Below are 20,776 nucleotides of genomic sequence, written 5' to 3'. Positions count from 1 at the left end.
CTCCCCTGGGTGACGGGTCACTCACTCACCTTCTTGATCCCCTCAGGGAGCGATCTATTCCTCCGCCACCGTGGCGATCTACGGGGGTATCCGCCGTCTTCGAGGCCCGCCAGGCGCTCAAAGGGGTTGTAGGCGGCTTGATCGCCGCAGATCAGCATGGACGCGCCGAGGGAGAGGAGATAGAGCGGGAGCATGGGCAGGCCGACGCACCAGGCCCACTGGGTCGCGTGCCGCCCCTCGTGGTCGAGGAGCCTGCCCGTGAGGTAGGACTCGGGGTGCTTGGTCACGACGACGTTCCCGACGGTGAAGGCGCCCGCGATGGGGAAGCCGTAGCGGTAGCCGTACGCGAGAATGAGGCCGTTGGGGCCGCTCTTTCTCGTCGCCCCGCCGACCGCGGAGATCAGCAGGCCGAGAGGGGTGGAAAGGTTGACGAAGTTCGCGATCCTCCGGATCCGGTGGCGCCTCTCCATGCGTCTCACCCTTGACCGAACTTGACAAATCGGAATAATGATCCCCGTCCTGAAATCTCCCCCAAGAGCAGGATCATGAGATTCATCATTCTGGCCGCCCTGGTGTGCACCATGGCGCTGGCCACCGTCGGCGGCCTCGCCGTCACCCAGACCTCCTCGGCAACCGACACCCCCACGGCTGACCGGCTGGAGTTACCCGTTTCCACCAGCCCCTCCCCCACGCCCACACCGACGTCGACCGCCGCCAAGTACACGGCGACCACCAAGGTCGTGAGCAAGAAGGGCGTCGCGTACCTCGATGTCTCCGTCACCTACGGCGGAGCGGCTCGCTTCACTGTGAAGCAGAAGGTCTGCAAGGGCAAGTCCTGCAGGACGTCCACCAGTTCGCTCCCTGTGACCACCGGCGCGGGCAAGACCTCCACGAAGCTGGGCAAGGGGACCTACAAGAAGAGCGGTAAGGCCGCGGTCTCGCTCAAGGTGCTGCCCTGGCCCACCCGTACGGTCACCGCCACCGCCACCCCCTCGGCGACGGCCACGGTGACGGCGTCGGCGGCCCCTTCGGCCACCGTGACGGTCGGCGCGACGACCACGGTCAACGCCACGACCACGGTGAGCGCCACCACGACCGTCACCGCCACCGCGACGGCGACCACCACGGTCACGACGGGCCCGACCACCACGATCACGCCCGCGCCGACCGCCACGGTCTACGTCACGTGCACCCCCGCCCCCTCGGCCGGGATCGCCCCTACGGACGGCGGCACGGGCGGCACCACGCCGGCCGCGGTACCGCCGGGGACGGTCACGCCTCCGGCTGCCACCCCGATCACCACCCCGGCCACCACCCCGGCCACGGCTCCGCTCGTGGCGACCCCCTTGGCGGCGACCCCCACCATCGTCGCCTGCCCGACCACGACACCGACCGGCGACGGCGACGGCGACGGGGCGCCCCAGCCGACCCCGACTCCGACTCCGACCCCGACGCCCACCCCTGGGACGACTCCGTAAAACCAGCGGTCGTCAGCGGCCCCCGTCGACCGTCGGCGGGGGCTGCGGCGTCACCTGACCCTGCTGGGCCACCGGGCCCTCCTGCGGCACCTGACCCTGCGGCGTCACCGGGCTGCGCGTCTCGTACCCCCTGAGCAGCCACGTGCCGCCCGACGAGGGCGAGAGCAGGACGGCGACCACCACGGCCACCATCGCCCCGTAGAGGTAGACGAACCCGGCGGAATCACCGGCGATCACCAGATCTCCCGCCGCCCGCTTCAGCGAGAACACCATCGACACCAGCAGCCACCCGATCGCCACCGCCGAAGCGCCGAGCTTGGAGCGCATCATCCGGCCCGCCCAGAAACACACTCCGAACATGGCGGGCACCCAGGCGATCGCGGCCAGCGGCCACGACGGGCCCACGTACCACGCGTGGGTGAACCCGCCCACCACTCCGAGGACGACGCCCAGCACGACCAGCATGCCGTAGGCGGCCCCCGCCAGCGCGGACTCGGCGTGGCTGCGTTGCTCCATAACGGAGGAGGTTAGTGGATGCCGGCGAACAGGTCCTTCTCAAGGGTGTGGGGCTCGCCGAGCCCGCCCGCCTCCACCGGCGCGCTCGGCGAGGTCGCGCCCATGACCCCGCTGCGCAGGATGAAGTGCTCCACCCCGAACGCCTCCTGCCCGATGTTGTTGGACAGCGCGAACCAGGGCGGGTCGACCATGATCTGCGTCGCGTGCGCGCGCATCGCGTCCAGCTTGTTGACCAGGTAGGGCCTGGCGTCCACCTCGGTCGTGATCGCGTCGTCCCGGCAGCCGAAGGGCACGTCGTCGACGTTCTCGGCGACGAAGGCGACCTCCGCCCCGTCGATCTCCTCGGCCGTCCTGAGCATGACGGACCTGGCCACGGCCGTGTAGTAGAACTTGGCGACCCGCCATGGCTCGCCCTCGCCGAAGCGCGGATCGGCGGCCAGCTCGAAGGCCCGCCACGCCACCCTGTGGGCCTGGATGTGGTCGGGGTGACCGTAGAAGCCGTTCTCGTCGTAGGTGACCATGACCTGCGGCCGCACCTCGCGAACGATCTTCACCAGCTCTCCGGCGGCCTCCTCGAGGTCGGCCTGCCAGAAGGCGTTGGGCCGGTCGTTGGCCGCGACGCCCATCATGCCGCTGTCGCGCCACCTGCCGGGACCGCCGAGGAAGCGGTGGTCGTCGACGCCCATCGCCTTGCACGCGGCGTCGAGCTCGCCGATGCGGTACGGGCCGAGCGCGTCGTCCCTGTCGGGCGCCAGGTGGGCCAGCGCCGGCGGGATGACCTCGCCTTCCTCGCCCAGCGTGCAGGTGACGAGCGTGACGCGCGCCCCTTCGGCGGCGTACTTCGCCATGGTGGCGCCGGTCCCGATCGTCTCGTCGTCGGGGTGGGCGTGGACGAGCATCAGCCGTCGATCACTCATGCCCCGAGCGTATTCCACGACCCGGTCCTCTCCCGCGCACCACCGAGGCGCGGCCGGTGCGGGGAGCCGCTCGGGGACGTCCGCCAGGCGCCCGGCGGCAGGGGCACGACGGGTCGCCCCGCGGGCCGGTACGGCCGCGCGGACCGGCCGTCTCACCTGGCAAGATGGGGGCTTATGAGTGAGAGCTTCCCGCGCCTGCACGCAAGGACCCGCCGGTTCACCCTCGGAGTGCCCAGGGGCTTCACGATCTCCCCCGACGGCGCCCGCGTCCTCTTCCTGCGCACGCAGTCCGGCACCGACCCGGTGACCTGCCTGTGGGAGCTCGACACCGCCACCCACGTCGAACGCCTGCTCGTCGACCCGCGCGCCCTCGACGCCGAGGAGGAGGACCTCCCACCGGAGGAGCGCGCCCGCCGCGAGCGCACCAGGGAGCAGGCGGGCGGCGTCGTCGCCTACGCCACCGACTCCGCCGTCACGACGGCCGCGTTCGCCCTGTCCGGCGGCCTGTACGTCACCGACGTGGCCACGGGCGCCACCCGGCGGCTGGAGACGCCGGGCGCGGTCATCGACCCCCGCGTCTCGCCCGACGGGCGGCACGTCGCCTACGTGACCGGGGGCGGCCTGCACGTCCACGACCTCGCCACCGGCGAGGACCGCGCCCTCGCCGTTCCCGAGGCCGACACCGTCACCTACGGCCTGGCCGAGTTCATCGCCGCCGAGGAGATGGACCGCTTCCGCGGCTACTGGTGGTCGCCGGGCGGCGACGCGCTCCTGGTCGAGCGGGCCGACGAGGCGCCCGTCCAGACCTGGTACATCGCCGACCCCGCCAACCCCGACCGCCCCGCCGTACCGCAGAGGTATCCGTCGGCGGGCACGGCCAACGCGAGCACCGAGCTCTACGTCATCGGCCTCGACGGCTCCCGGATCGCGGTGCCGTTCGAGGACGAGTACCTCACCACCGCCACGTGGGACGCCCACGCGCTGTCGATCGTGACCATGTCCCGCGACCAGAAGTCGCTGCGCCTGTTCGCCGTGGACCCCGCGACCGGCGCTTCCACCCTGCTGCGCGAGGACACCGACGAGGCGTGGGTCGACGTCGTGACCGGCGTGCCGGGCCACCTCGACGACGGCTCCCTGGTGTGGGTCGCCGCCGACGAGGGCGGCCGCCGGCTGTTCGTCGGCGACCGCGCCGTCACGCCGCCCACGCTGCAGGTGCGCGACGTGCTCGACGTCGACCGCGACACCGTCCTGTTCAGGGCGAGCGGCGACCCGACCGAGATCCAGCTCTGGACGTGGGACGGCCACTCCCTCATGCCCGTCTCCACCGCCTCGGGCGTCTACTCGGGGCGCCTGTCCGGCGGCGTCGGCGTGCTGACCGAGCAGTCGCTCGAGAACGAGGGCGTCTCCACCACGGTCGTCCTGCCCAGCGGCATGACCATCCCGATCCCGTCCCTGGCCGAGCGCCCCGGCCTCGACCTGCGCGTCCACCTCGGCCGCGCGGGCGCCCGCGAGCTGTCGACGGCCGTCGTCTTCCCCTCGTGGCACGAGCCGGGCTCGCGCAAGCTGCCCGTTCTCCTCGACCCGTACGGCGGGCCGCACGCCCAGCGCGTCCTCGCCGCCCAGAGCATGTACCTCACCAGCCAGTGGTTCGCCGAGCAGGGCTTCGCCGTCGTCGTCGTCGACGGCCGCGGCACGCCGGGACGCGGCCCCGCCTTCGAGCGCGCTGTCCTCAACGACCTGGCCACGCCCGTCCTCGACGACCAGATCGACGCGCTCCAGGGCGTCGCCCAGCAGTACCCCGACGACCTCGACCTGTCGAAGGTCGCGATCCGCGGCTGGTCGTTCGGCGGCTACCTGTCGGCGCTGGCCGTCCTGCGCCGCCCCGACGTCTTCCACGCGGCCGTCGCGGGCGCGCCGGTGACCGACTGGCGGCTGTACGACACGTGCTACACCGAGCGCTACCTCGGCGACCCCGCCGCCCAGCCGGAGGTGTACGACCAGTCGTCGCTCTTCGCCGACGCCGCCAAGCTGGACCGCCCGCTCCTGCTGATCCACGGCCTGGCCGACGACAACGTGGTGGCCGCCCACACCCTCCGCCTGTCCTCGGCGCTGCTGTCGGCCGGCCGCCCGCACACGGTGCTGCCGCTGTCGGGCGTCACCCACATGACGCCGCAGGAGGTCGTCGCGGAGAACCTGCTGCTGCTCCAGGTGGACTTCCTCAAGAAGTCCCTGGGCACGGCCTGAGCCACGGCCTCGCGGATCCCGCCCCGTCCCTTAGGGGTGGGATCCCGCCCGGGGCCGTGCTCAGACACCCAGGTCGGCGTCGTGGACGAGGATGGCGGCCTGGACTCTGTTGGCGAGGCCGAGCTTGGCCAGCACCCTGCTGACGTGGGCCTTCACGGTCGCCTCCGTCAGGTGGAGTTCGCGGCCCACCTCCGCGTTCGACAGGCCCCTGGCCAGGGCCCTGACCACGTCCTCCTCCCGCCCCGTCAGCGAGGCAAGCCGCCGCCTCGCCGACTCCGCCCTCGACGGCGCCCGGTCGACGAACGCCGAGATCAGCCGCTTGGTGACCGTCGGGGACAGCATCGCCTGCCCTCCCGCCACGGTCCGTACGGCCGCGGCCAGCTCGCGCGGCGGCGTGTCCTTCAGCAGGAACCCGACCGCCCCCATGCGCAGCGCCTCATGGACGTACTCGTCCAGGTCGAACGTGGTCAGCATGACCACCTTGGGGGCGTCGGGCGCGTCGAGGAGGCGGGCCGCGGCGGCGAGCCCGTCGGTGCCCGGCATCCGCACGTCCATCAGCACGACCTCGGGCCGCAGCCGCGCCGCGGCCGCGATCGCCTCGGCGCCGTCCCTGGCCTCGCCGACGACCACGATGTCGCCCGCGGCCTCCAGGATCAACCGCAGACCCGAGCGGACGAGGGCCTCGTCGTCGGCGATGAGGACGCGGATCACGCGGGAATCCTGGCACGCAGCTCGAAGCCGCCGTCCGGGCGGGGCGCGGCGTGGAGGGTGCCGCCGACCAGCTCGACCCGTTCGCGCAGCCCGACCAGCCCCCAGCCCGACTCGGGGAGGGGGACGGCCTGCCGTACGGGAGGCTGGTTGGAGACCACCACCTCCAGCGAGGACGGCAGGAAGCGCACGGCGACGTCGGCGGCGGTCTCGCCCGCGTGCTTGTGGACGTTGGTGAGCGCCTCCTGCACCACGCGGTAGGCGGTGCGCTCGGCCGTGAGACCGACGGCGCGGGCCTCGCCCTCGTCGTGCCTGGTCAGGGTGATGCCGAGGGCGCGTGACCGGTCGAGGAGCTCGTCGAGGTCGGCCAGGGTGGGCTGCGGCCCCCGGGGCACGGCCTGCGCCGGCGCCCGCAGGACGCCGAGCACGTCGCGGAGGTTGGTCAGCGCCTCCCTGCCGATGTCGCCGATGAGGGCGGCCGCCTCCGCCGTCCGCTGGTCCGAGGTGCCGACCTCGAGCGCGCCCGCGTGCATGACCATGAGCGAGACCCGGTGGGCGACGACGTCGTGCATCTCGCGGGCGATGCGGGCGCGTTCCTGGGCGCGCGCCTGCTCGGCGCGCATGACCTGCTCGCGTTCGAGGCGGTCGGCACGATCCCTGGCGGCGGCGAGCACCTCCCGCCTGGCTCTGACCCACAGGCCGAGGACCAGCGGCAGCCCGACCACCGCCACACCCATGAGCGCGGCGTTGGCGAACGTGCCGGTCATCAGCTCCCGCTCGCCGCCGAGCCATCCCGAGACCCAGGTGGACAGGCCGACCACGGCCACCGCGCCGCCCGCGCAGGCGGCGACGGTCCGCCGCTCGCGCAACGTGGTGCCGGCGAGGTAGGAGGCGACGAGCAGCGGCGGCCACATCGCGAGCGCCACGTAGGCGACGGCGCCCACGACGGCCAGCGGCCACCACGCTCGCCGCGCGTACAGCGCCGCCACGCCCGCGAGAGCGGCGATCAGCGTCGTCAGCGGCCACGGCAGGTCGGACGGCACTCCCATCTGGCCGTTGACGACGCCCAAGGAGGTCAGGAACACCACGGCGCCGAGCAACATGCTCCGAGCGTACGGCGCAGCGATCCGGACTTCTTACGACGAAAGTCGTAAATCGCGATAGACGATCGGGTCGGGCCATCCGCCGTCGCGGCGGCCAGATTGATCCGCATGAGGAACGCATTCGTTGTCGCAGCCCTGTCCACCGCCGTGCTGGCGAACGGCACGGCCGCCGCCCAAGCCGAGACCGCCCGGACCGAGACCGCCCGGACCGGGACGGCACAGGCCGGGAGCGCACGGGCAGGGACGGCACAGACCGGGACCGTCCAGACCGAGGCCCTCCGCGCTGGGACCGCCCACGCCGGGACCGCACGAGCCGGGACCGCCCCGGCCTGGACCGCCCGCGACGCCGCCAAGCCGGCACTGCCCGAGCCGACGGGCGACCGACCCGTCGGCACGACCACCCTGCACCTGGTCGACGCCTCCCGCCCGGACCCGTGGAACCCCGACGCCGGCGAGCGTGAGCTGCTGGTCTCGCTGTGGTACCCGGCCACCAAGCCTGGCGGCAGGCGCGCGCCGTACATGACGAAGGAGGAGTCCGCGGCCGTACTGAAGGGCTTCGACGTGCCGCCGGACGCGCTGGTCAGGACCAGGACGCACGCCAGGCAGACCCCTCCGCCCAAGGGCCGGCGCATGCCGCTGGTGCTGATGTCACCGGGCTTCACCTTCCCGAAGGCCACGCTGACCTCGCTGGCCGAGGACCTCGCCGCCAGGGGCTACCTGGTGGCGGCCGTCGAGCACACCTACGAGTCGGTCGCCACGACCTTCCCCGACGGCCGGACCACCACCTGCCTGGCCTGCGTGCGCGGCCAGGACGGGGCGAAGGTCGCCGGGGTGAGGGTCGCCGACCTGCGGTTCGTCCTCGACGAGCTGATCGGGCGCGGGCTCGCCGACCGGGCGAGGATCGTCGGTGTCGGCCACTCGATGGGCGGCAACAGCGCCGTGCAGTCGCTGCTGGCCGACAGCAGGGTGAAGGCGGCGGTGAACCTCGACGGGACGTTCCATCCCGTCGTGGCGGAGCTGGACAGGCCGGTGATGATGGTCGGCACCACCGACCACACGCCCGAGGGCCGTGACACCACGTGGAAGCAGTCGTGGGCCAACCTCAAGGGGTGGAAGCGGTGGATCACCGTGAAGGGGACCGACCACGCGGCCTTCGTCGACTACGCGGTGCTCAGGCCGCAACTCGGCCTTCCCGGGAGCGCGATCGAGGGCGAGCGCGCACTGAAGATCACCCGCGCCTACGTCGCCGCCTTCGTCGACCGGCAGCTGAAGGGCAAGGACGGGCCGTTGCTCGACGGCCCGTCCCAGGCCTACCCCGAGGTGCGCTTCTGGAAGTGATCAGCGCGCGGTCGGCGCGGGGGCGCCGTGCCAGCTGGCCCACAGGGCGGCGTAGGAGCCGCCCTCGGCGACCAGCTCGTCGTGCGAGCCCAGCTCGCTGATGCGCCCGTCCTCCACGACCGCCACCCGGTCGGCGTCGTGCGCGGTGTAGAGCCGGTGCGCGATCGCGATCACGGTGCGCCCGTCGAGGACGGCCGCGAGCGACCGCTCCAGGTTGCGCGCGGCACGCGGGTCGATCAGCGACGTCGCCTCGTCCAGCACCAGCGTGTGCGGATCGGCCAGCACCAGCCTCGCCAGCGCGAGCTGCTGGGCGTGCGCGGGCGAGATCGCCGTGCCGCCCGAGCCGACCATCGTGTCGAGCCCCTCGGGCAGCGAGTCCACCCACTCCATCGCGTCGACGGCCCCGAGCGCCTCCAGCACCTCGTCGGTCGACGCCGACGGCCTGGCGATCAGCAGGTTGTCGCGCAGCGAACCGCGGAAGACGTGGTGCTCCTGGGTCACCAGCGCCACGTGCCCCCGCAGGTCGTCGAGCGGCAGGTCGACCAGCGGCACGCCGCCGACCGTGACCTCGCCCGTGCGCGGGCCGTGGATGCCGGCCAGCAGCCTGCCGAGCGTCGACTTGCCCGCTCCGGAGGGGCCGACCATGGCCAGCCGCTCCCCGGGCCGCAGCGACAGCGAGACGCCGTGCAGGACGTCGTGCCCCTCGCGGTAGGCGTACCTGACGTCGGTGGCCACCAGGTGCTCGCCGCGCGGGGCGTCCGCGCCGGCCGTACGGTCGTCCGGCACGTTGGCCACGCCCAGCAGGCGCGCCATCGCGGCCCCGCCGACCTGCAGCTCGTCGATCCACATCAGGAACCTGTCGAGCGGGTCGATGAGCTGCTGCGCGTACAGGACGGCCGCGGTGACCTGGAAGATCGTCACCCAGTCGTTGATGTAGAACATCCCGCCGACCAGCAGCGCGACGACCACGGGGATCACGTAGCCCAGCTCGACGGCGGGGAACCACACCGTGCGCAGGCCCAGCGTGTAACGCTCGGCCGCCCACGAGCGCGAGATGTCGCCGTCGGTGCGGGCGTGCCGCCTGTCCTGCAGGCCGAGGGCCTCGACCGTGCGGGCGCCCTCGACCGTCTCGGCCAGTCCCTCCGTCATGTCCGCGTAGGCGGCGTTCTCACGCAGGTACCCGTCGCGCGCCCGGTTGAGGTACCACCGGGTGGAGATCCAGATGATGGGTGCGGCCAGCAGCATCGGCAGCATGAGCAGCGGGCTGACCAGCAACATCGCCCCGACGGTGATCGCCCCCGTGACGAGCGCGATCAGCGTCTCCGGCACCGCGTGGCGGACGGTCCTGGACAGCGAGTCGACGTCGCGCGACGTCCGCGTGATCAGGTCGCCGGAGCCCGCCCGCTCGACCGTGGACAGCGGCAGCGCCAGCACCCGCTCGACGAACTCCTCCCGCAGCTCGGCGAGCACCTTCTCGCCGAGCCTGGAGGAGGCCAGCACGGCGAAGCGGACCAGCGCAGACTGCAACACCAGGAACGTTCCGATGCCGACGGCCACCAGGACGCCGTTGACGTCCGCGCCCTCCTGCACGTCCTGCACCAGCCGCCCGAGCTGCCACGGTACGGCGAGCCCCGCCACCGCGGCCAGCGCGTGCAGCGCGAGGGCGAAGGTCAGCTCACGCGGGTACTTCAACGTCAGCCGCCGGGCGTAGGCACGCACCTGCGCCTGGTCGGCGACGGGAAGAATCTCCCGAGCCATGTCAGTCCTCCCCTCTCGTCACTGTCGCCGCGTAGGCGGGTTCGGTGGCGAGCAGCTCACGGTGCGCGCCCTCGGCGATCACCCTGCCGCCCTCCACATAGATCACGTGCTCGGTGCGGTCGAGCACCAGCGGGCTGGTCGTGCAGACCAGCGTCGTCCTTCCCGCGCGCGCCCTGGCCAGCCGGTCGGCGATGCGCGCCTCGCTGTGCGCGTCGACCGCGCTGGTCGGCTCGACCAGGATGAGCACCTCGGGGTCGGCGACCAGCGCCCTCGCCAGGCGCAGGCGCTGCTGCTGACCGCCGGAGAACTCCCGCCCCGCTTCGGCCACGTGGGCGTCGAGGCCGTCGGGGAGCGCCTCCACGATGTCCTCGGCGCACGCGGTGTGCAGCGCCCGCCGTACGGCCTCCTGCGAGGCGCCGCCGCGGACGTCGAGCTCGTCGCGGAGCCTGCCCGCGAACAGCCTGGCGTTGTTGTCGGCGACCAGAACCCTGGCGCGGACCTCGCTCAGCGGCAGCGACCCGAGGTCGGTGCCGCCGAAGGAGACCTCGCCGTCGGTGTAGCGGCCGAGGCGGTCGGCGATCTCGATGGCGTCCTCGGGCGTGCCGGCCGCGATGGCGGTCAGCACGCCGGGCTGGACCGAGACACCGCTCTTGACGTCGTGCAGCAGGCCGCCCTGCGAGGACTCGCCGCCGCCGGACACCTCGGGCTCGATCGCCAGGATCCTGACGACCCTGCGGGCGGCGACGTGGCCCTTGGTGAGCTTGTCGGCGGCCTCGGTGAGCGTGCGCATGGGGCCGATCAGGAAGACCGCGTAGACGTAGAACTCGACCAGCTGGCCCGTCCTGATCTGCCCGCCGATGGCGAAGGAGGCGCCGATGCCGGTGACGATCGCGATCAGCAGGCCCGGCAGGAGGATCTGCGCGCCCTCCAGCATCGACTCCACGCGCGCCACGCGGACGCCCGCGTGCCGTACCCGCTGGGACTCCTCGCGGTAGCGCTCGGAGAAGACCTGCTCGCCGCCGATGCCGCGCAGCACGCGCAGGCCGGCGACGATGTCGGCGGCCCTGGTGGACAGCTCGCCCTGGAGCTCCCTGTGCGCCTGCTGCCGCTTGTGCAGCGGTTTGAGCAGCGGTCCGACGGCGACCGCCATCAGCGGCACGCCGATGAGCACCAGCAGCCCGAGCTCCAGCGAGGTGGAGATCATGATCACGGTCACCGTGACGATCGCCACGACCGAGCCCGTGCCGCGCAGCAGGATGTCCATCGAGTTGCCGATGTGGGCGATGTCGGAGTTGCCGACGCTCACCACCTCACCCGTCGACAGCCGCTTGGGCAGCGTCGCGCCCAGCCTGGTCGCCTGCCTGGTCGTCACCTGGACGGTGCGGTAGGCGGCGGCCAGCCAGTTGTAGACGGCGAGCCTGTGGCGCATGATGCCCGCGAAGGCCTGCACGAGCCCCAGCCCGAACAGCACGGCCGACCAGGTCACCAGGGCGCTGGAGTCCTTGCCCTGGACCGCGTCGATGCCCCTGCCGAGCACATGCGGCATGAGCGCCTGGGCCAGCCACCACAGCGTGGCGTATCCGATGCCTACGGCAAGGGCGCCCGCCTGGCTGCGCGCCGTCCAGAGGAGGTAGCGCATGGGCGTGCGGAAGTCAGGGGTGCCGGGATCGGCATGGGGTAGGGAGCGCATAGCCCGTCAAGATTGACAAAGTTCCCGCTGATCAGGCAATCGGTTTTCCGTCCCCTCCAGCCACAGGGGTCACTCCCCCGCGGGCGTCCTGGTGACGGCCCTGCGCCCGCGCAGCACGACGTGAAGGGGGTATCGCAGGACCTCCGGCTCGGCGCGGGGATCGGCCGCGTAGACGACCAGATCGGCGAGCCCGCCTTCGGCCAGACCAGGAAGGCCGAGCCATCACCGTCACCGACTCGCCCGCGGGCCGGTCGAAGGTCAGGCGGTCGCCGACCACCCACAGGTCGCGCACGTCGTCTTCGGGCAGGATCGTCCCCCTGAAGTGCAGGTGCATGCCTGTTTCCTCCGATGTCATGACTCGGGAGCCGTCCCGGCCATCCTGCCCGAGAGGACCGGGCACCGCCTCCCGATCCCCGGGGGCGATCCGTCAGGAGGCGGGGACCTTGTCGAGGAAGCCGTGGACCTGGACGATGCGCCCGTCCTCGTCCAGCACCGCCACGTCGAACCCGACGACCACGGGCTCGGTCATGCCCGCCGGCGCCGCGTTCCAGGTGAACCTGACGAGGTTGTGGTGTCCGTCCACGGGACCGCCCGGGGTGAAGACGAAGCCGGGGAACATGCCCTGCGCCCCGCCGATGAGCGAGCTGATCGCCTCGTGTCCCGTCACCGCGGCCAGCGGGTCGGTGTAGCCGCCGTCCTCGGTCCAGAGGTCCGCGACCAGCTTGGCGCGGGCGTCGGCGTCCGTCTCGTTCCACGCCGCCAGGTACCGCTCGACGACACCACTGATATCAGTCATGAAATATCCCCGTTTGGGCTAGTTTTGGTACGCCTCAAGCATCTCGGGACGCCCGGGACGGTTGTAGTGCGCGGTGCGCGAGGTCGGACTGCGGTCCGCGGGGGAAAGGACGTGCGGGATGCACATGCCGCGCATGATCGTGGCCGCCTGGCTGGTCGCCTACTGGGTCGTCATGATGACCAGGAACCTGGCCATCGCCCCGACCGTGTCCCACGCCCTGGTGGTGGGTACGCTCCTCGCCCTCCAGATCGTCGTCGTCGTGGTGGCGGCCGGGGCCGCGCGCGGGGGCTGGTGGTACGTGGCGGCGCAGACGGCGCTCACCTACGGACCGCCGGCCTTCCTGTCCGGCATGTGGCACGTGGGGAGCGGCTTCATCGTGGCCACCCTCCTGCTCGCCGTCCACCACTGGATCCGCTGGCCGCTGTCGATCGTGGCGGGCGTCGTCGCCGCCGCGGTGCACACGTCGTGGTGGCCGGCCCACACCGTGGGCGACCTGGCGTGGCCGTTCGTCGCGGCCCTCAACGCGGGGCTCGCCTGCTTCATCCTCGTGCACATGGCGAGGCTGACCGGCCGGCTGCACGCCACCCGCGACGAGCTGTCGCGGGAGACCCTCGCCCAGGAACGGCTGCGCGCCGCCGTACGGCTGCGCGGCGCGCTCGGCGACCACCTGTCCGCGATCACGGCCGCGCTGGAACGGGCGAGGGACCACGACCGGGAGGCCGCCCATGAGATCCGGCGCGCCGCCGGCCTCGCCCGCGCCACGCTCGGAAAGGTGCGCGAGGTGGCCGTGGGCCACCGCGACACGTCCGTTCCCACCCGCGAGCCGCCTAGACCCCTGCTGATGTACGGCGCGCTGGTGGTCACGCTGACCATGCACGTCTGGCAGACCCAGGCGAACATCGGCCTGCAGCGGCTCGGCTACCTCCCCCTCGTGCTGGCCGTCGCCTTCCTGCAGGTCGGCGTGGTGGTGTGGCCACGCCATGTCCGATGGCTCCTGCCGCTCCAGGCCGCGCTCTCGCTGGTGCCCATGAGCTTCCTGGGCTGGGAGTGGGGCGCGATAGCCGGCTTCGTAGCCGTCTCGTTCCTGCTCAAGGTCAGACCGCCGTGGTCGTTCCTGCTCGCGGGGCTGGTCATGACGGTCATCGGCACGATGCGCATCCCCGCCGAAGCGGCGGCCGGCTACGACGCCGTCGTCGTGAGGGTCTACTGGGTCGCGGCCAGCCTGGCCATGATCATCAACCTCTACGGGGCGGCGAAGCTGGCCGACCTGGCCGCCGACCTGCACGAGAGCAGGGAGCGGCTGGTCAGGATGACCGTGCTGACAGAGAGGCTGCGGCTCTCGCGCGACGTGCACGACCTCATGGGCTTCGGCCTGTCGGCGATCGCGCTCAGGTGCGACGTCCTGCTGCGGACCGGCCACACCCGCGCCGATCTCGACGGCCTCGTCGAGCTGAGCAGGCGGGTCCGCGACGAGTCCTACGCCGTGGCGCGCTCGTCCGGCGACCTGTCCTTCCCCGAGGAGTTGGAGGCGGCACGGGCCGTACTGGAGGCCGCGGGCATCGAGGTGGACATCCAGGTGAGCGGCCATCCCCCGGCGGCGCTGGCGCCGGTGCTCAGGGAGTCGGTCACCAACCTGCTACGTCACAGCGTCGCCATGCACGTCACGATCACCTGCACGCCCTCGCGGCTGACCGTGGTCAACGACGGCGTCAGGCCCGCGGCGGACAGCGGCGGCCTCGGCCTCGCCAACCTGCGCGAACGCGTCACCTCGGCGGGCGGCAGACTCGCCACCGAGCTGGCGGGCGGCCGCTTCACGATCTCCGCCGAGCTGGCCTGACGTCAGAGCCAGCCCGCGTCTCCGGCGATGCGGACGGCGTCGAGCCTGTTGCGTGCGTTCAGCTTGGTCACCGCGGACGCGAGATAGTTGCGCACGGTCCCCTCGGACAGGAACAGATCGGCGGCGATCTTCGCGGCGTCGGCTCCGGAGGCGAGCAGCCGGAGGATCTCCGCCTCCCGCGGGGTCAGCGGGCTCTCCGGCGCTTCGAGCGCGGCCAGCGCCAGCCGCTGGTCCACCACCCGTTCGCCCGCCCGCACCTTGCGGATCGCCTCGGCCAGGTTCTCGGGCGTGGTCTCCTTCGGCAGGAATCCGCCCACACCCGCCGCCAGCGCCCGCTTCAGGTGGGCGGGTCTGGCCAGGGCGGTGAGGATCACCGTCGCGCACGCGGGAAGCCGCTCGCGCAGCGCCGCCGCGGCGGTGATCCCGTCGGTCACCGGCAGGTCGATGTCGATCACCGCCACGTCCGGACGGTGTTCCAGCGCGGCGGGCACGATCGCGTCGCCCGTCTCCACGGTGGCGACGACCTCCATGTCGGATTCGAGGGCGAGCAGCGTCGCCAGTGCCTCGAGGAGGATCCGCTGGTCCTCGGCCAACAGCACCCGGATCATTCGCCGCCAACCCCCACGTCTGCCGCCTCCATGGCGTCGCGTGCACAGCATGCCCTATCGGGCGGCGGCCCCGGAACGCCGCGAGCCGTACCCCGGGCAGGGGGTACGGCTCGCGGCGCGCGTGGACTACTTGGAGTTGGCCTTGAGGAAGTCGCCGTTCATCCTGGCGATGGTGTCGAGCGGGATCCCCTTCGGGCAGACCGCCGTGCACTCGCCGGTGTTGGTGCATCCGCCGAAGCCCTCGGCGTCCATCTGGTCCACCATCGCCTTGGCGCGGGTGATGCGCTCGGGCTGGCCCTGCGGCAGCAGCGACAGGTGAGTGATCTTCGCGGCGGTGAACAGCGAGGCCGAGCCGTTCGGGCAGGCCGCCACGCACGCGCCGCAGCCGATGCAGGTGGCCGCGTCGAAGGCGTCGTCGGCGTCCTCCTTGCGCACGGGAAGGCTGTGCGCGTCGGGGGCCGAGCCGGCGGGAACGGAGATGAAGCCGCCCGCCTGGATGATGCGGTCGAACGCCGACCTGTCGACGACCAGGTCCTTCACCACGGGGAACGGCGCGGCACGCCACGGCTCGATGGTGATGGTGGCGCCGTCCTCGAAGTGGCGCATGTGCAGCTGGCACGTGGTGGTGGCGCGCTGCTCGCCGTGCGCCACGCCGTTGATCACCATGCCGCACATGCCGCAGATGCCCTCGCGGCAGTCGTGGTCGAAGGCGATCGGGTCGTCGCCCGAGAGGATCAGCTGCTCGTTGACGACGTCGAGCATCTCCAGGAAGGACATGTCCGGCGACACGTCCTTGGCCTGGTAGGTCACCATCCGGCCGGCGTCGTCGGGACCGCTCTGGCGCCAGACCTTGAGGGTCAGGTTCACTTGTAACTCCGCTGGCTCATCTTGACGTACTCGTACTCGAGCGGTTCCTTGTGCAGCACCGGGCCCTCGGGGCCGCGCTCCCACGCCGACACGTGCGCGAAGTGCTCGTCGTCGCGCAGCGCCTCACCGTCGGCGTCCTGCGACTCGGCGCGGAAGTGGCCGCCGCACGACTCGGTGCGGACCAGGGCGTCCAGGCACATGAGCTCGGCCAGGTCGAAGAAGTCGGCGACCCGCCCTGCCTTCTCCAGCACCTGGTTGAGCTCCTCGGCGGTGCCGGAGACCTTGACGTTGCGCCAGAACTCCTCGCGCAGCGAGGGGATCAGCTCCAGCGCCTTGCGCAGCGACTCCTCGGTGCGCTCCATGCCGCAGTAGTCCCACATGATCTTGCCGAGCTCGCGGTGGAAGGAGTCGGGAGTGCGGGTGCCGTTGATCGACAGCAGCTTGTTGATCTTCTCGCGGACCTTGATCTCGGCCTCGGCGACGGCCTCCTCGTCGACCTCGCCGTAGGGACCGTTGGCCAGGTAGTCGCCGATGGTGGTCGGCAGGACGAAGTAGCCGTCGGCCAGGCCCTGCATCAGCGCGGAGGCGCCCAGCCTGTTGGCGCCGTGGTCGGAGAAGTTCGCCTCGCCGATCACGAACAGGCCGGGGATCGTGGACTGCAGGTCGTAGTCCACCCACAGGCCGCCCATCGTGTAGTGGACGGCGGGGTAGATGCGCATCGGCGTGTCGTAGGGATTCTCGCCGGTGATGCGCTCGTACATCTCGAAGAGGTTGCCGTACTTCTTCTCGACGGCGTCGCGCCCGAGGCGGTTGATCGCGTCGCGGAAGTCCAGGTAGACGCCGAGCCCGCCGGGGCCGACGCCGCGGCCCTCGTCGCAGACGTTCTTGGCGGCGCGGGAGGCGATGTCACGCGGCACCAGGTTGCCGAAGGCGGGGTAGATCCGCTCCAGGTAGTAGTCGCGCTCCTCCTCGGGGATCTCCCCCGGAGCCCGCGAGTCGCCCTTGGACAGCGGCACCCACACCCGGCCGTCGTTGCGCAGCGACTCCGACATCAGCGTCAGCTTCGACTGGTACTCGCCGGAGACCGGGATGCAGGTCGGGTGGATCTGCGTGTAGCAGGGGTTGGCGAAGTAGGCGCCCTTCTCGTGCGCCCGCCAGATCGCCGTGGTGTTGCAGCCCTTGGCGTTCGTCGACAGGTAGAAGACGTTGCCGTAGCCGCCGGTGGCCAGCACGACCGCGTCGGCCGTGTGCCGCTCGATCTCGCCGGTGACCATGTCGCGGACGATGATGCCGCGCGCCCTGCCGTCGGAGACGATCAGCTCGAGCATCTCGTGCCTGGTGAACATCTCCACGGTGCCCGCCGCCACCTGCCGCTCCAGCGCCTGGTAGGCGCCGAGCAGGAGCTGCTGGCCCGTCTGGCCGCGCGCGTAGAAGGTACGGGAGACCTGGGCGCCGCCGAAGGAGCGGGTGTCGAGCAGCCCGCCGTACTCGCGGGCGAACGGCACGCCCTGGGCGACGGCCTGGTCGATGATGTTCACCGACACCTGGGCGAGCCGGTAGACGTTCGACTCGCGGGCGCGGAAGTCGCCGCCCTTGACCGTGTCGTAGAACAGCCGGTAGATCGAGTCACCGTCGCCGCGGTAGTTCTTCGCGGCGTTGATGCCGCCCTGCGCGGCGATGGAGTGCGCGCGCCTGGGCGAGTCCTGGTAGCAGAAGGACTTGACGTTGTAGCCGAGCTCGCCGAGCGTCGCGGCGGCCGAGCCGCCCGCGAGTCCCGTGCCGACCACGATGACGTTCAGCTTGCGCTTGTTGGCCGGGTTGACCAGCTTGGCGCTGAACTTCCGCTTCTCCCACCGCTCCTCGATCGGCCCGGAGGGAGCCTTGGTGTCCCTGATGTCGGGACCCTCGGTGTAATTCACTTCACCACTCCAGTCATGACGGCGAACGGCACGGCGAGGAAGCCGATGACCAGCACGGCCGAGATCAGGCCTGCCACGGCGTTCAGCGTCCTGTAGCGGCTGCCGTTCGACCAGCCGAGCGTCTGGAACATGCTCCACAGGCCGTGGCGCAGGTGGAGACCCACCATCACGACGGCGACGACGTAGAAGACGGTCACCCACCAGCGTCCGGGCTGGAAGCCGTCGATCAGCCGCTCGGACGGGTTGGAGTCGAAGCCCGCCGGGTTGACGACGCCGAAGGTCAGGTCGAGCAGGTGCCAGATGACGAACAGCGCGATCGTGATGCCGCCGAACCGCATGATGTGCGTGGTGTAGCCCTTGGCCTGCGACTTCTTGACCGCGTACTTCACCGGGCGGGCCTTGGACGCGCGCCTGGCCAGCGTGATGGCCGCCCACATGTGCAGGACGACGCTGACGAACAGGACGACCTCGGTGAGCGTCAGCACCGTGCGGTACGGCACGAGCGGCTCGCCCATGACGCGCAGGAAGTGCGCGTACTCGTCGAAGGAGGCCTTGCTGAGGAAGATCTTGAGGTTGCCGGCCATGTGAAGGAGCAGGAACAGCACAAGGATGGCGCCCGTGACGGCCATCACGGCCTTCTTGCCGTTCGAGGAGCCCAGGAACCCGCCGGTCTTCTTGGACGTTGAAGGCTTGGCCGGTGGCTTGGGCGCCTTGGCTGGGGAGGTAACCGGCGCGGTGGCGGATCCGCGCTCAATCGTGGCTGTCACGTCTTCCGACGCTAATTACGCTGGCATTATCCGTCCAAGTCATCACGGTTCTGGTTTCGATAGCCTACGGCTATTCCTCCGGTAGAGCGCGGCATGGCACCCGCTGCCGTGCGACCAATCTCACACCCCCTACGCTGTGGAAAGTGCAGCTCCAGCAGCTTGCCTACTTCGTCGCGGTGGCGGAGACGAGGCACTTCACCCAGGCCGCTGAGCGCATGCGCGTGGCGCAGCCCTCGCTGAGCAAGCAGATCAAGGCGCTGGAGTCGGAGCTGGGGGCGCCGCTGTTCTCCCGCGCGCGGGGCAACGTCGCCCTGACCGCCGCAGGCGAGGCGCTGCTGCCGCTGGCGCGCCGGATGCTGGCCGACGCCGACACCGCCCGCCAGGAGGTGGCCGAGCTGGCGGGGCTCAGGAGGGGGCGGGTACGGCTGGGCGCCACCCCGTCGCTCTGCGCGGGACTGCTGGCCGACGCGCTGGCGCGCTTCCATCGCGAATATCCGGGCATCGAGCTGCTGGTGGAGGAGGGCGGCTCGCGTGACCTGGTTAGAGCGCTCGCCAGGGGGCAGCTCGACCTCTCAGTGATCATCATGCCGCTGCAGAGCGACGACCCAGCCCTGGTGACCGAGGAGATCCTGCGCGAGAACCTCGTGGTCGCCTCGCCTTCGCATGAGCGCGTGCGCAGGCCGTACCTGCGGATAGAGGACCTGCGCGGGCGGCCCATGGTGATGTTCAGGCGCGGCTACGACCTGCGGGAGGCGACGCTGGCAGCCTGCAGGCAGGCGGGGTTCGAGCCCAGGTTCGCGGTCGAGGGCGGCGAGATGGACGCGGTGCTGCGCTTCGTGGAGGCGGGCCTCGGGGTGGCGGTGGTGCCGTCGATGGTGCTGGACGGCCGGCCGGGCCTGACGGGTATCCCCCTCGCGCCGCCGGGGCTGCGCCGTACGATCGCCCTGGCGCACCGCAAGGACGTCGAACAGACCAGGGCGGCCCAGGCCTTCCGCGCCACCTTGCTCTTCTTCCTCGCGGAAGCGGAACATGGGGGCGAACTCCCCCAAGGCGTCGAGCTCATCAGAGGTGTACGTGACAGCACACGGCCTGCCTGAAATGCCGCCTCTGCTGCTCATCGAGGATGACGCAGGCGACGCGTTCCTGGTCGAGGAGCTGCTGCAGGAGGTGGAGAAGCCGCCGAGGATCACGTGGGTGCGCAGCATGGCCGAAGCGAAGGAACGCTTCACCCGTGACATCCAGTGCGTTCTCGTCGACCTCTCGCTGCCCGACGCGAGCGGCATGGAGGCGCTGCGCCACGTGCTGGCCATGGCGCCGGACGTGGCCGTGCTCGTGCTCACCGGGCTCAACGACGCGCACGTCGGCATCGCGGCGGTGGCAGAGGGCGCCGAGGACTACCTGGTCAAGGGGGACGTCGACGCCCGCCTGCTGGCCAGGGCCATCCGTTACGCCCTCGAACGCAAACGCGCCGACCTGGCCCACCAGCGGCTCATCCAGTCGGAACTGATCCGCAGGGAGAACACCCGCCTGGAGCACGGCCTGCTGCCCGTGCCGCTGCTCGCGCCCGGTTCTGTCGAGCACCACACCCGCTACCTCCCCGGACGGCAGCGCTCGCTGCTGGCCGGCGACTTCTACGACACCGTCCAGGGCCCCGACGGGGCGATCCACACCGTGGTCGGCGACGTGTGCGGCCACGGCCCCGACGAGGCCGCGCTCGGGGTCGCGCTCCGCATCGCCTGGCGCACGCTGACACTGGCGGGACGGCACGGCAACGACGCGCTCCGGACGCTCGACACCGTGCTCAGGCACGAGCGCAGGTCTCCCGAGATCTTCACCACGCTCTGCACCGCCACCATCGAGCCGGGCCTGCGCCACGCGACGATGCACCTCGTCGGCCATCCCCCGCCGGTCCTCATCAGAGGGGACGAGATCGACGTCGTCAGGGGCGGTCCTTCGGGGCCGCCGCTCGGCATCTTCCCCGAGATCGAGTGGAAGGCCATCGACGTGCCGCTCGGCGACGAGTGGTCGCTGCTCGTCTACACCGACGGGCTGATCGAGGCCTCGGTCGACGGCGGGCCCGACCTGCTCGGCACCGAGGGATTACTGTCGATCATCGAGGAGCAGGAGGGCATCGACCTCGACAGGCTGATCGAGCGCGTCACGGAGATCAACAGAGAGGCGCTCAGCGACGATCTCGCCGCCGTGCTGATCGCGAGGAAGGGATGAGCCG

Annotated in this window: 18 protein-coding genes; 6 read left to right on the top strand and 12 right to left on the bottom strand. The window is 71.4% G+C overall.

The window, feature by feature from the left end:
• Positions 1 to 17: 17 nt before the first annotated feature.
• Positions 18 to 470 (bottom strand): hypothetical protein, encoded by a 453-nt coding sequence (locus tag AC3EO4_RS13975; protein WP_379583184.1) that lies wholly within the window; start codon positions 468 to 470, stop codon positions 18 to 20.
• A 75-nt stretch (positions 471 to 545) separates the two neighbouring features.
• Here AC3EO4_RS13975 and AC3EO4_RS13970 point away from each other — a divergent pair, with 75 nt between their 5' ends.
• Positions 546 to 1,478, top strand: a complete 933-nt coding sequence (locus tag AC3EO4_RS13970; RefSeq protein WP_431895817.1) for a hypothetical protein — start codon at positions 546 to 548, stop codon at positions 1,476 to 1,478.
• Between the two features lie 12 nt (positions 1,479 to 1,490).
• Here the strand turns inward: AC3EO4_RS13970 and AC3EO4_RS13965 are convergent, their stop codons facing one another.
• The gene (locus AC3EO4_RS13965; protein ID WP_431895815.1) at positions 1,491 to 1,994 is read right to left on the bottom strand and encodes a DUF6113 family protein; all 504 of its coding nucleotides are present in this window, start codon (positions 1,992 to 1,994) and stop codon (positions 1,491 to 1,493) included.
• 11 nt (positions 1,995 to 2,005) lie between these two features.
• Positions 2,006 to 2,911: an N-acetyl-1-D-myo-inositol-2-amino-2-deoxy-alpha-D-glucopyranoside deacetylase gene (gene mshB / locus AC3EO4_RS13960; RefSeq protein WP_431895813.1), complete on the bottom strand. Its 906-nt coding sequence runs from the start codon at positions 2,909 to 2,911 to the stop codon at positions 2,006 to 2,008.
• Between the two features lie 174 nt (positions 2,912 to 3,085).
• On the opposite strand from mshB, the gene AC3EO4_RS13955 reads away from it, so the two are divergent.
• Positions 3,086 to 5,155, top strand: coding sequence for a S9 family peptidase (locus tag AC3EO4_RS13955; protein ID WP_379583176.1), 2,070 nt, complete (start codon positions 3,086 to 3,088; stop codon positions 5,153 to 5,155).
• Between the two features lie 60 nt (positions 5,156 to 5,215).
• Here the strand turns inward: AC3EO4_RS13955 and AC3EO4_RS13950 are convergent, their stop codons facing one another.
• Together AC3EO4_RS13950 and AC3EO4_RS13945 are read right to left on the bottom strand one after the other, a co-directional pair.
• A complete protein-coding gene (locus AC3EO4_RS13950; protein WP_431895810.1) occupies positions 5,216 to 5,866 on the bottom strand; it encodes a response regulator in 651 nt (216 codons plus the stop codon).
• Entirely contained in the window at positions 5,863 to 6,966 is a 1,104-nt protein-coding gene (locus AC3EO4_RS13945) for a sensor histidine kinase (protein ID WP_431895808.1), read from the bottom strand. The genes AC3EO4_RS13950 and AC3EO4_RS13945 overlap by 4 nt, the downstream gene beginning before the upstream one ends.
• Before the next feature lie 108 nt (positions 6,967 to 7,074).
• On the opposite strand from AC3EO4_RS13945, the gene AC3EO4_RS13940 reads away from it, so the two are divergent.
• On the top strand, positions 7,075 to 8,304 hold the full coding sequence (locus tag AC3EO4_RS13940) for an alpha/beta hydrolase family protein (protein WP_431895806.1): 1,230 nt from the start codon (positions 7,075 to 7,077) through the stop codon (positions 8,302 to 8,304).
• Here the strand turns inward: AC3EO4_RS13940 and AC3EO4_RS13935 are convergent, their stop codons facing one another.
• The 3 genes from AC3EO4_RS13935 to AC3EO4_RS13925 all read right to left on the bottom strand — a co-directional run bounded on the left by AC3EO4_RS13935 (position 8,305) and on the right by AC3EO4_RS13925 (position 12,548).
• Positions 8,305 to 10,062: an ABC transporter ATP-binding protein gene (locus AC3EO4_RS13935; RefSeq protein WP_431895804.1), complete on the bottom strand. Its 1,758-nt coding sequence runs from the start codon at positions 10,060 to 10,062 to the stop codon at positions 8,305 to 8,307.
• Position 10,063: 1 nt separating this feature from the next.
• Positions 10,064 to 11,752 (bottom strand): ABC transporter ATP-binding protein, encoded by a 1,689-nt coding sequence (locus AC3EO4_RS13930; RefSeq protein WP_379583166.1) that lies wholly within the window; start codon positions 11,750 to 11,752, stop codon positions 10,064 to 10,066.
• A gap of 427 nt (positions 11,753 to 12,179) precedes the next feature.
• The gene (locus tag AC3EO4_RS13925; RefSeq protein WP_431895802.1) at positions 12,180 to 12,548 is read right to left on the bottom strand and encodes a nuclear transport factor 2 family protein; all 369 of its coding nucleotides are present in this window, start codon (positions 12,546 to 12,548) and stop codon (positions 12,180 to 12,182) included.
• Positions 12,549 to 12,666: 118 nt separating this feature from the next.
• Here AC3EO4_RS13925 and AC3EO4_RS13920 point away from each other — a divergent pair, with 118 nt between their 5' ends.
• Positions 12,667 to 14,385, top strand: a complete 1,719-nt coding sequence (locus AC3EO4_RS13920) for a sensor histidine kinase (protein ID WP_431895800.1) — start codon at positions 12,667 to 12,669, stop codon at positions 14,383 to 14,385.
• Between the two features lie 2 nt (positions 14,386 to 14,387).
• Here AC3EO4_RS13920 and AC3EO4_RS13915 read toward each other — a convergent pair whose 3' ends face one another.
• From AC3EO4_RS13915 to AC3EO4_RS13900, 4 genes are all read right to left on the bottom strand, one after another.
• Positions 14,388 to 14,993 (bottom strand): response regulator transcription factor, encoded by a 606-nt coding sequence (locus AC3EO4_RS13915; protein ID WP_379583161.1) that lies wholly within the window; start codon positions 14,991 to 14,993, stop codon positions 14,388 to 14,390.
• 126 nt (positions 14,994 to 15,119) lie between these two features.
• Entirely contained in the window at positions 15,120 to 15,860 is a 741-nt protein-coding gene (locus AC3EO4_RS13910) for a succinate dehydrogenase/fumarate reductase iron-sulfur subunit (RefSeq protein WP_379583159.1), read from the bottom strand.
• Entirely contained in the window at positions 15,857 to 17,779 is a 1,923-nt protein-coding gene (locus tag AC3EO4_RS13905; RefSeq protein WP_379583157.1) for a fumarate reductase/succinate dehydrogenase flavoprotein subunit, read from the bottom strand. The genes AC3EO4_RS13910 and AC3EO4_RS13905 overlap by 4 nt, the downstream gene beginning before the upstream one ends.
• Complete coding sequence (locus AC3EO4_RS13900) at positions 17,776 to 18,546, bottom strand: succinate dehydrogenase cytochrome b subunit (protein ID WP_379583155.1); 771 nt, start codon at positions 18,544 to 18,546, stop codon at positions 17,776 to 17,778. Before AC3EO4_RS13900 ends, AC3EO4_RS13905 begins: the two co-directional genes overlap by 4 nt.
• A 143-nt stretch (positions 18,547 to 18,689) precedes the next feature.
• Here AC3EO4_RS13900 and AC3EO4_RS13895 point away from each other — a divergent pair, with 143 nt between their 5' ends.
• Together AC3EO4_RS13895 and AC3EO4_RS13890 are read left to right on the top strand one after the other, a co-directional pair.
• Positions 18,690 to 19,643 carry a LysR family transcriptional regulator gene (locus AC3EO4_RS13895; protein ID WP_379583153.1) on the top strand — a complete coding sequence of 318 codons (954 nt, stop codon included), beginning with the start codon at positions 18,690 to 18,692 and terminating at the stop codon, positions 19,641 to 19,643.
• A 1-nt stretch (position 19,644) separates the two neighbouring features.
• Positions 19,645 to 20,772: a PP2C family protein-serine/threonine phosphatase gene (locus AC3EO4_RS13890; protein WP_431895796.1), complete on the top strand. Its 1,128-nt coding sequence runs from the start codon at positions 19,645 to 19,647 to the stop codon at positions 20,770 to 20,772.
• Positions 20,773 to 20,776: the final 4 nt, after the last annotated feature.

This window comes from Nonomuraea sp. bgisy101 (assembly GCF_057708945.1).
Note: the sequence above shows the minus strand (reverse complement) of the source record. Positions and strands in the feature narration are given on the sequence as shown.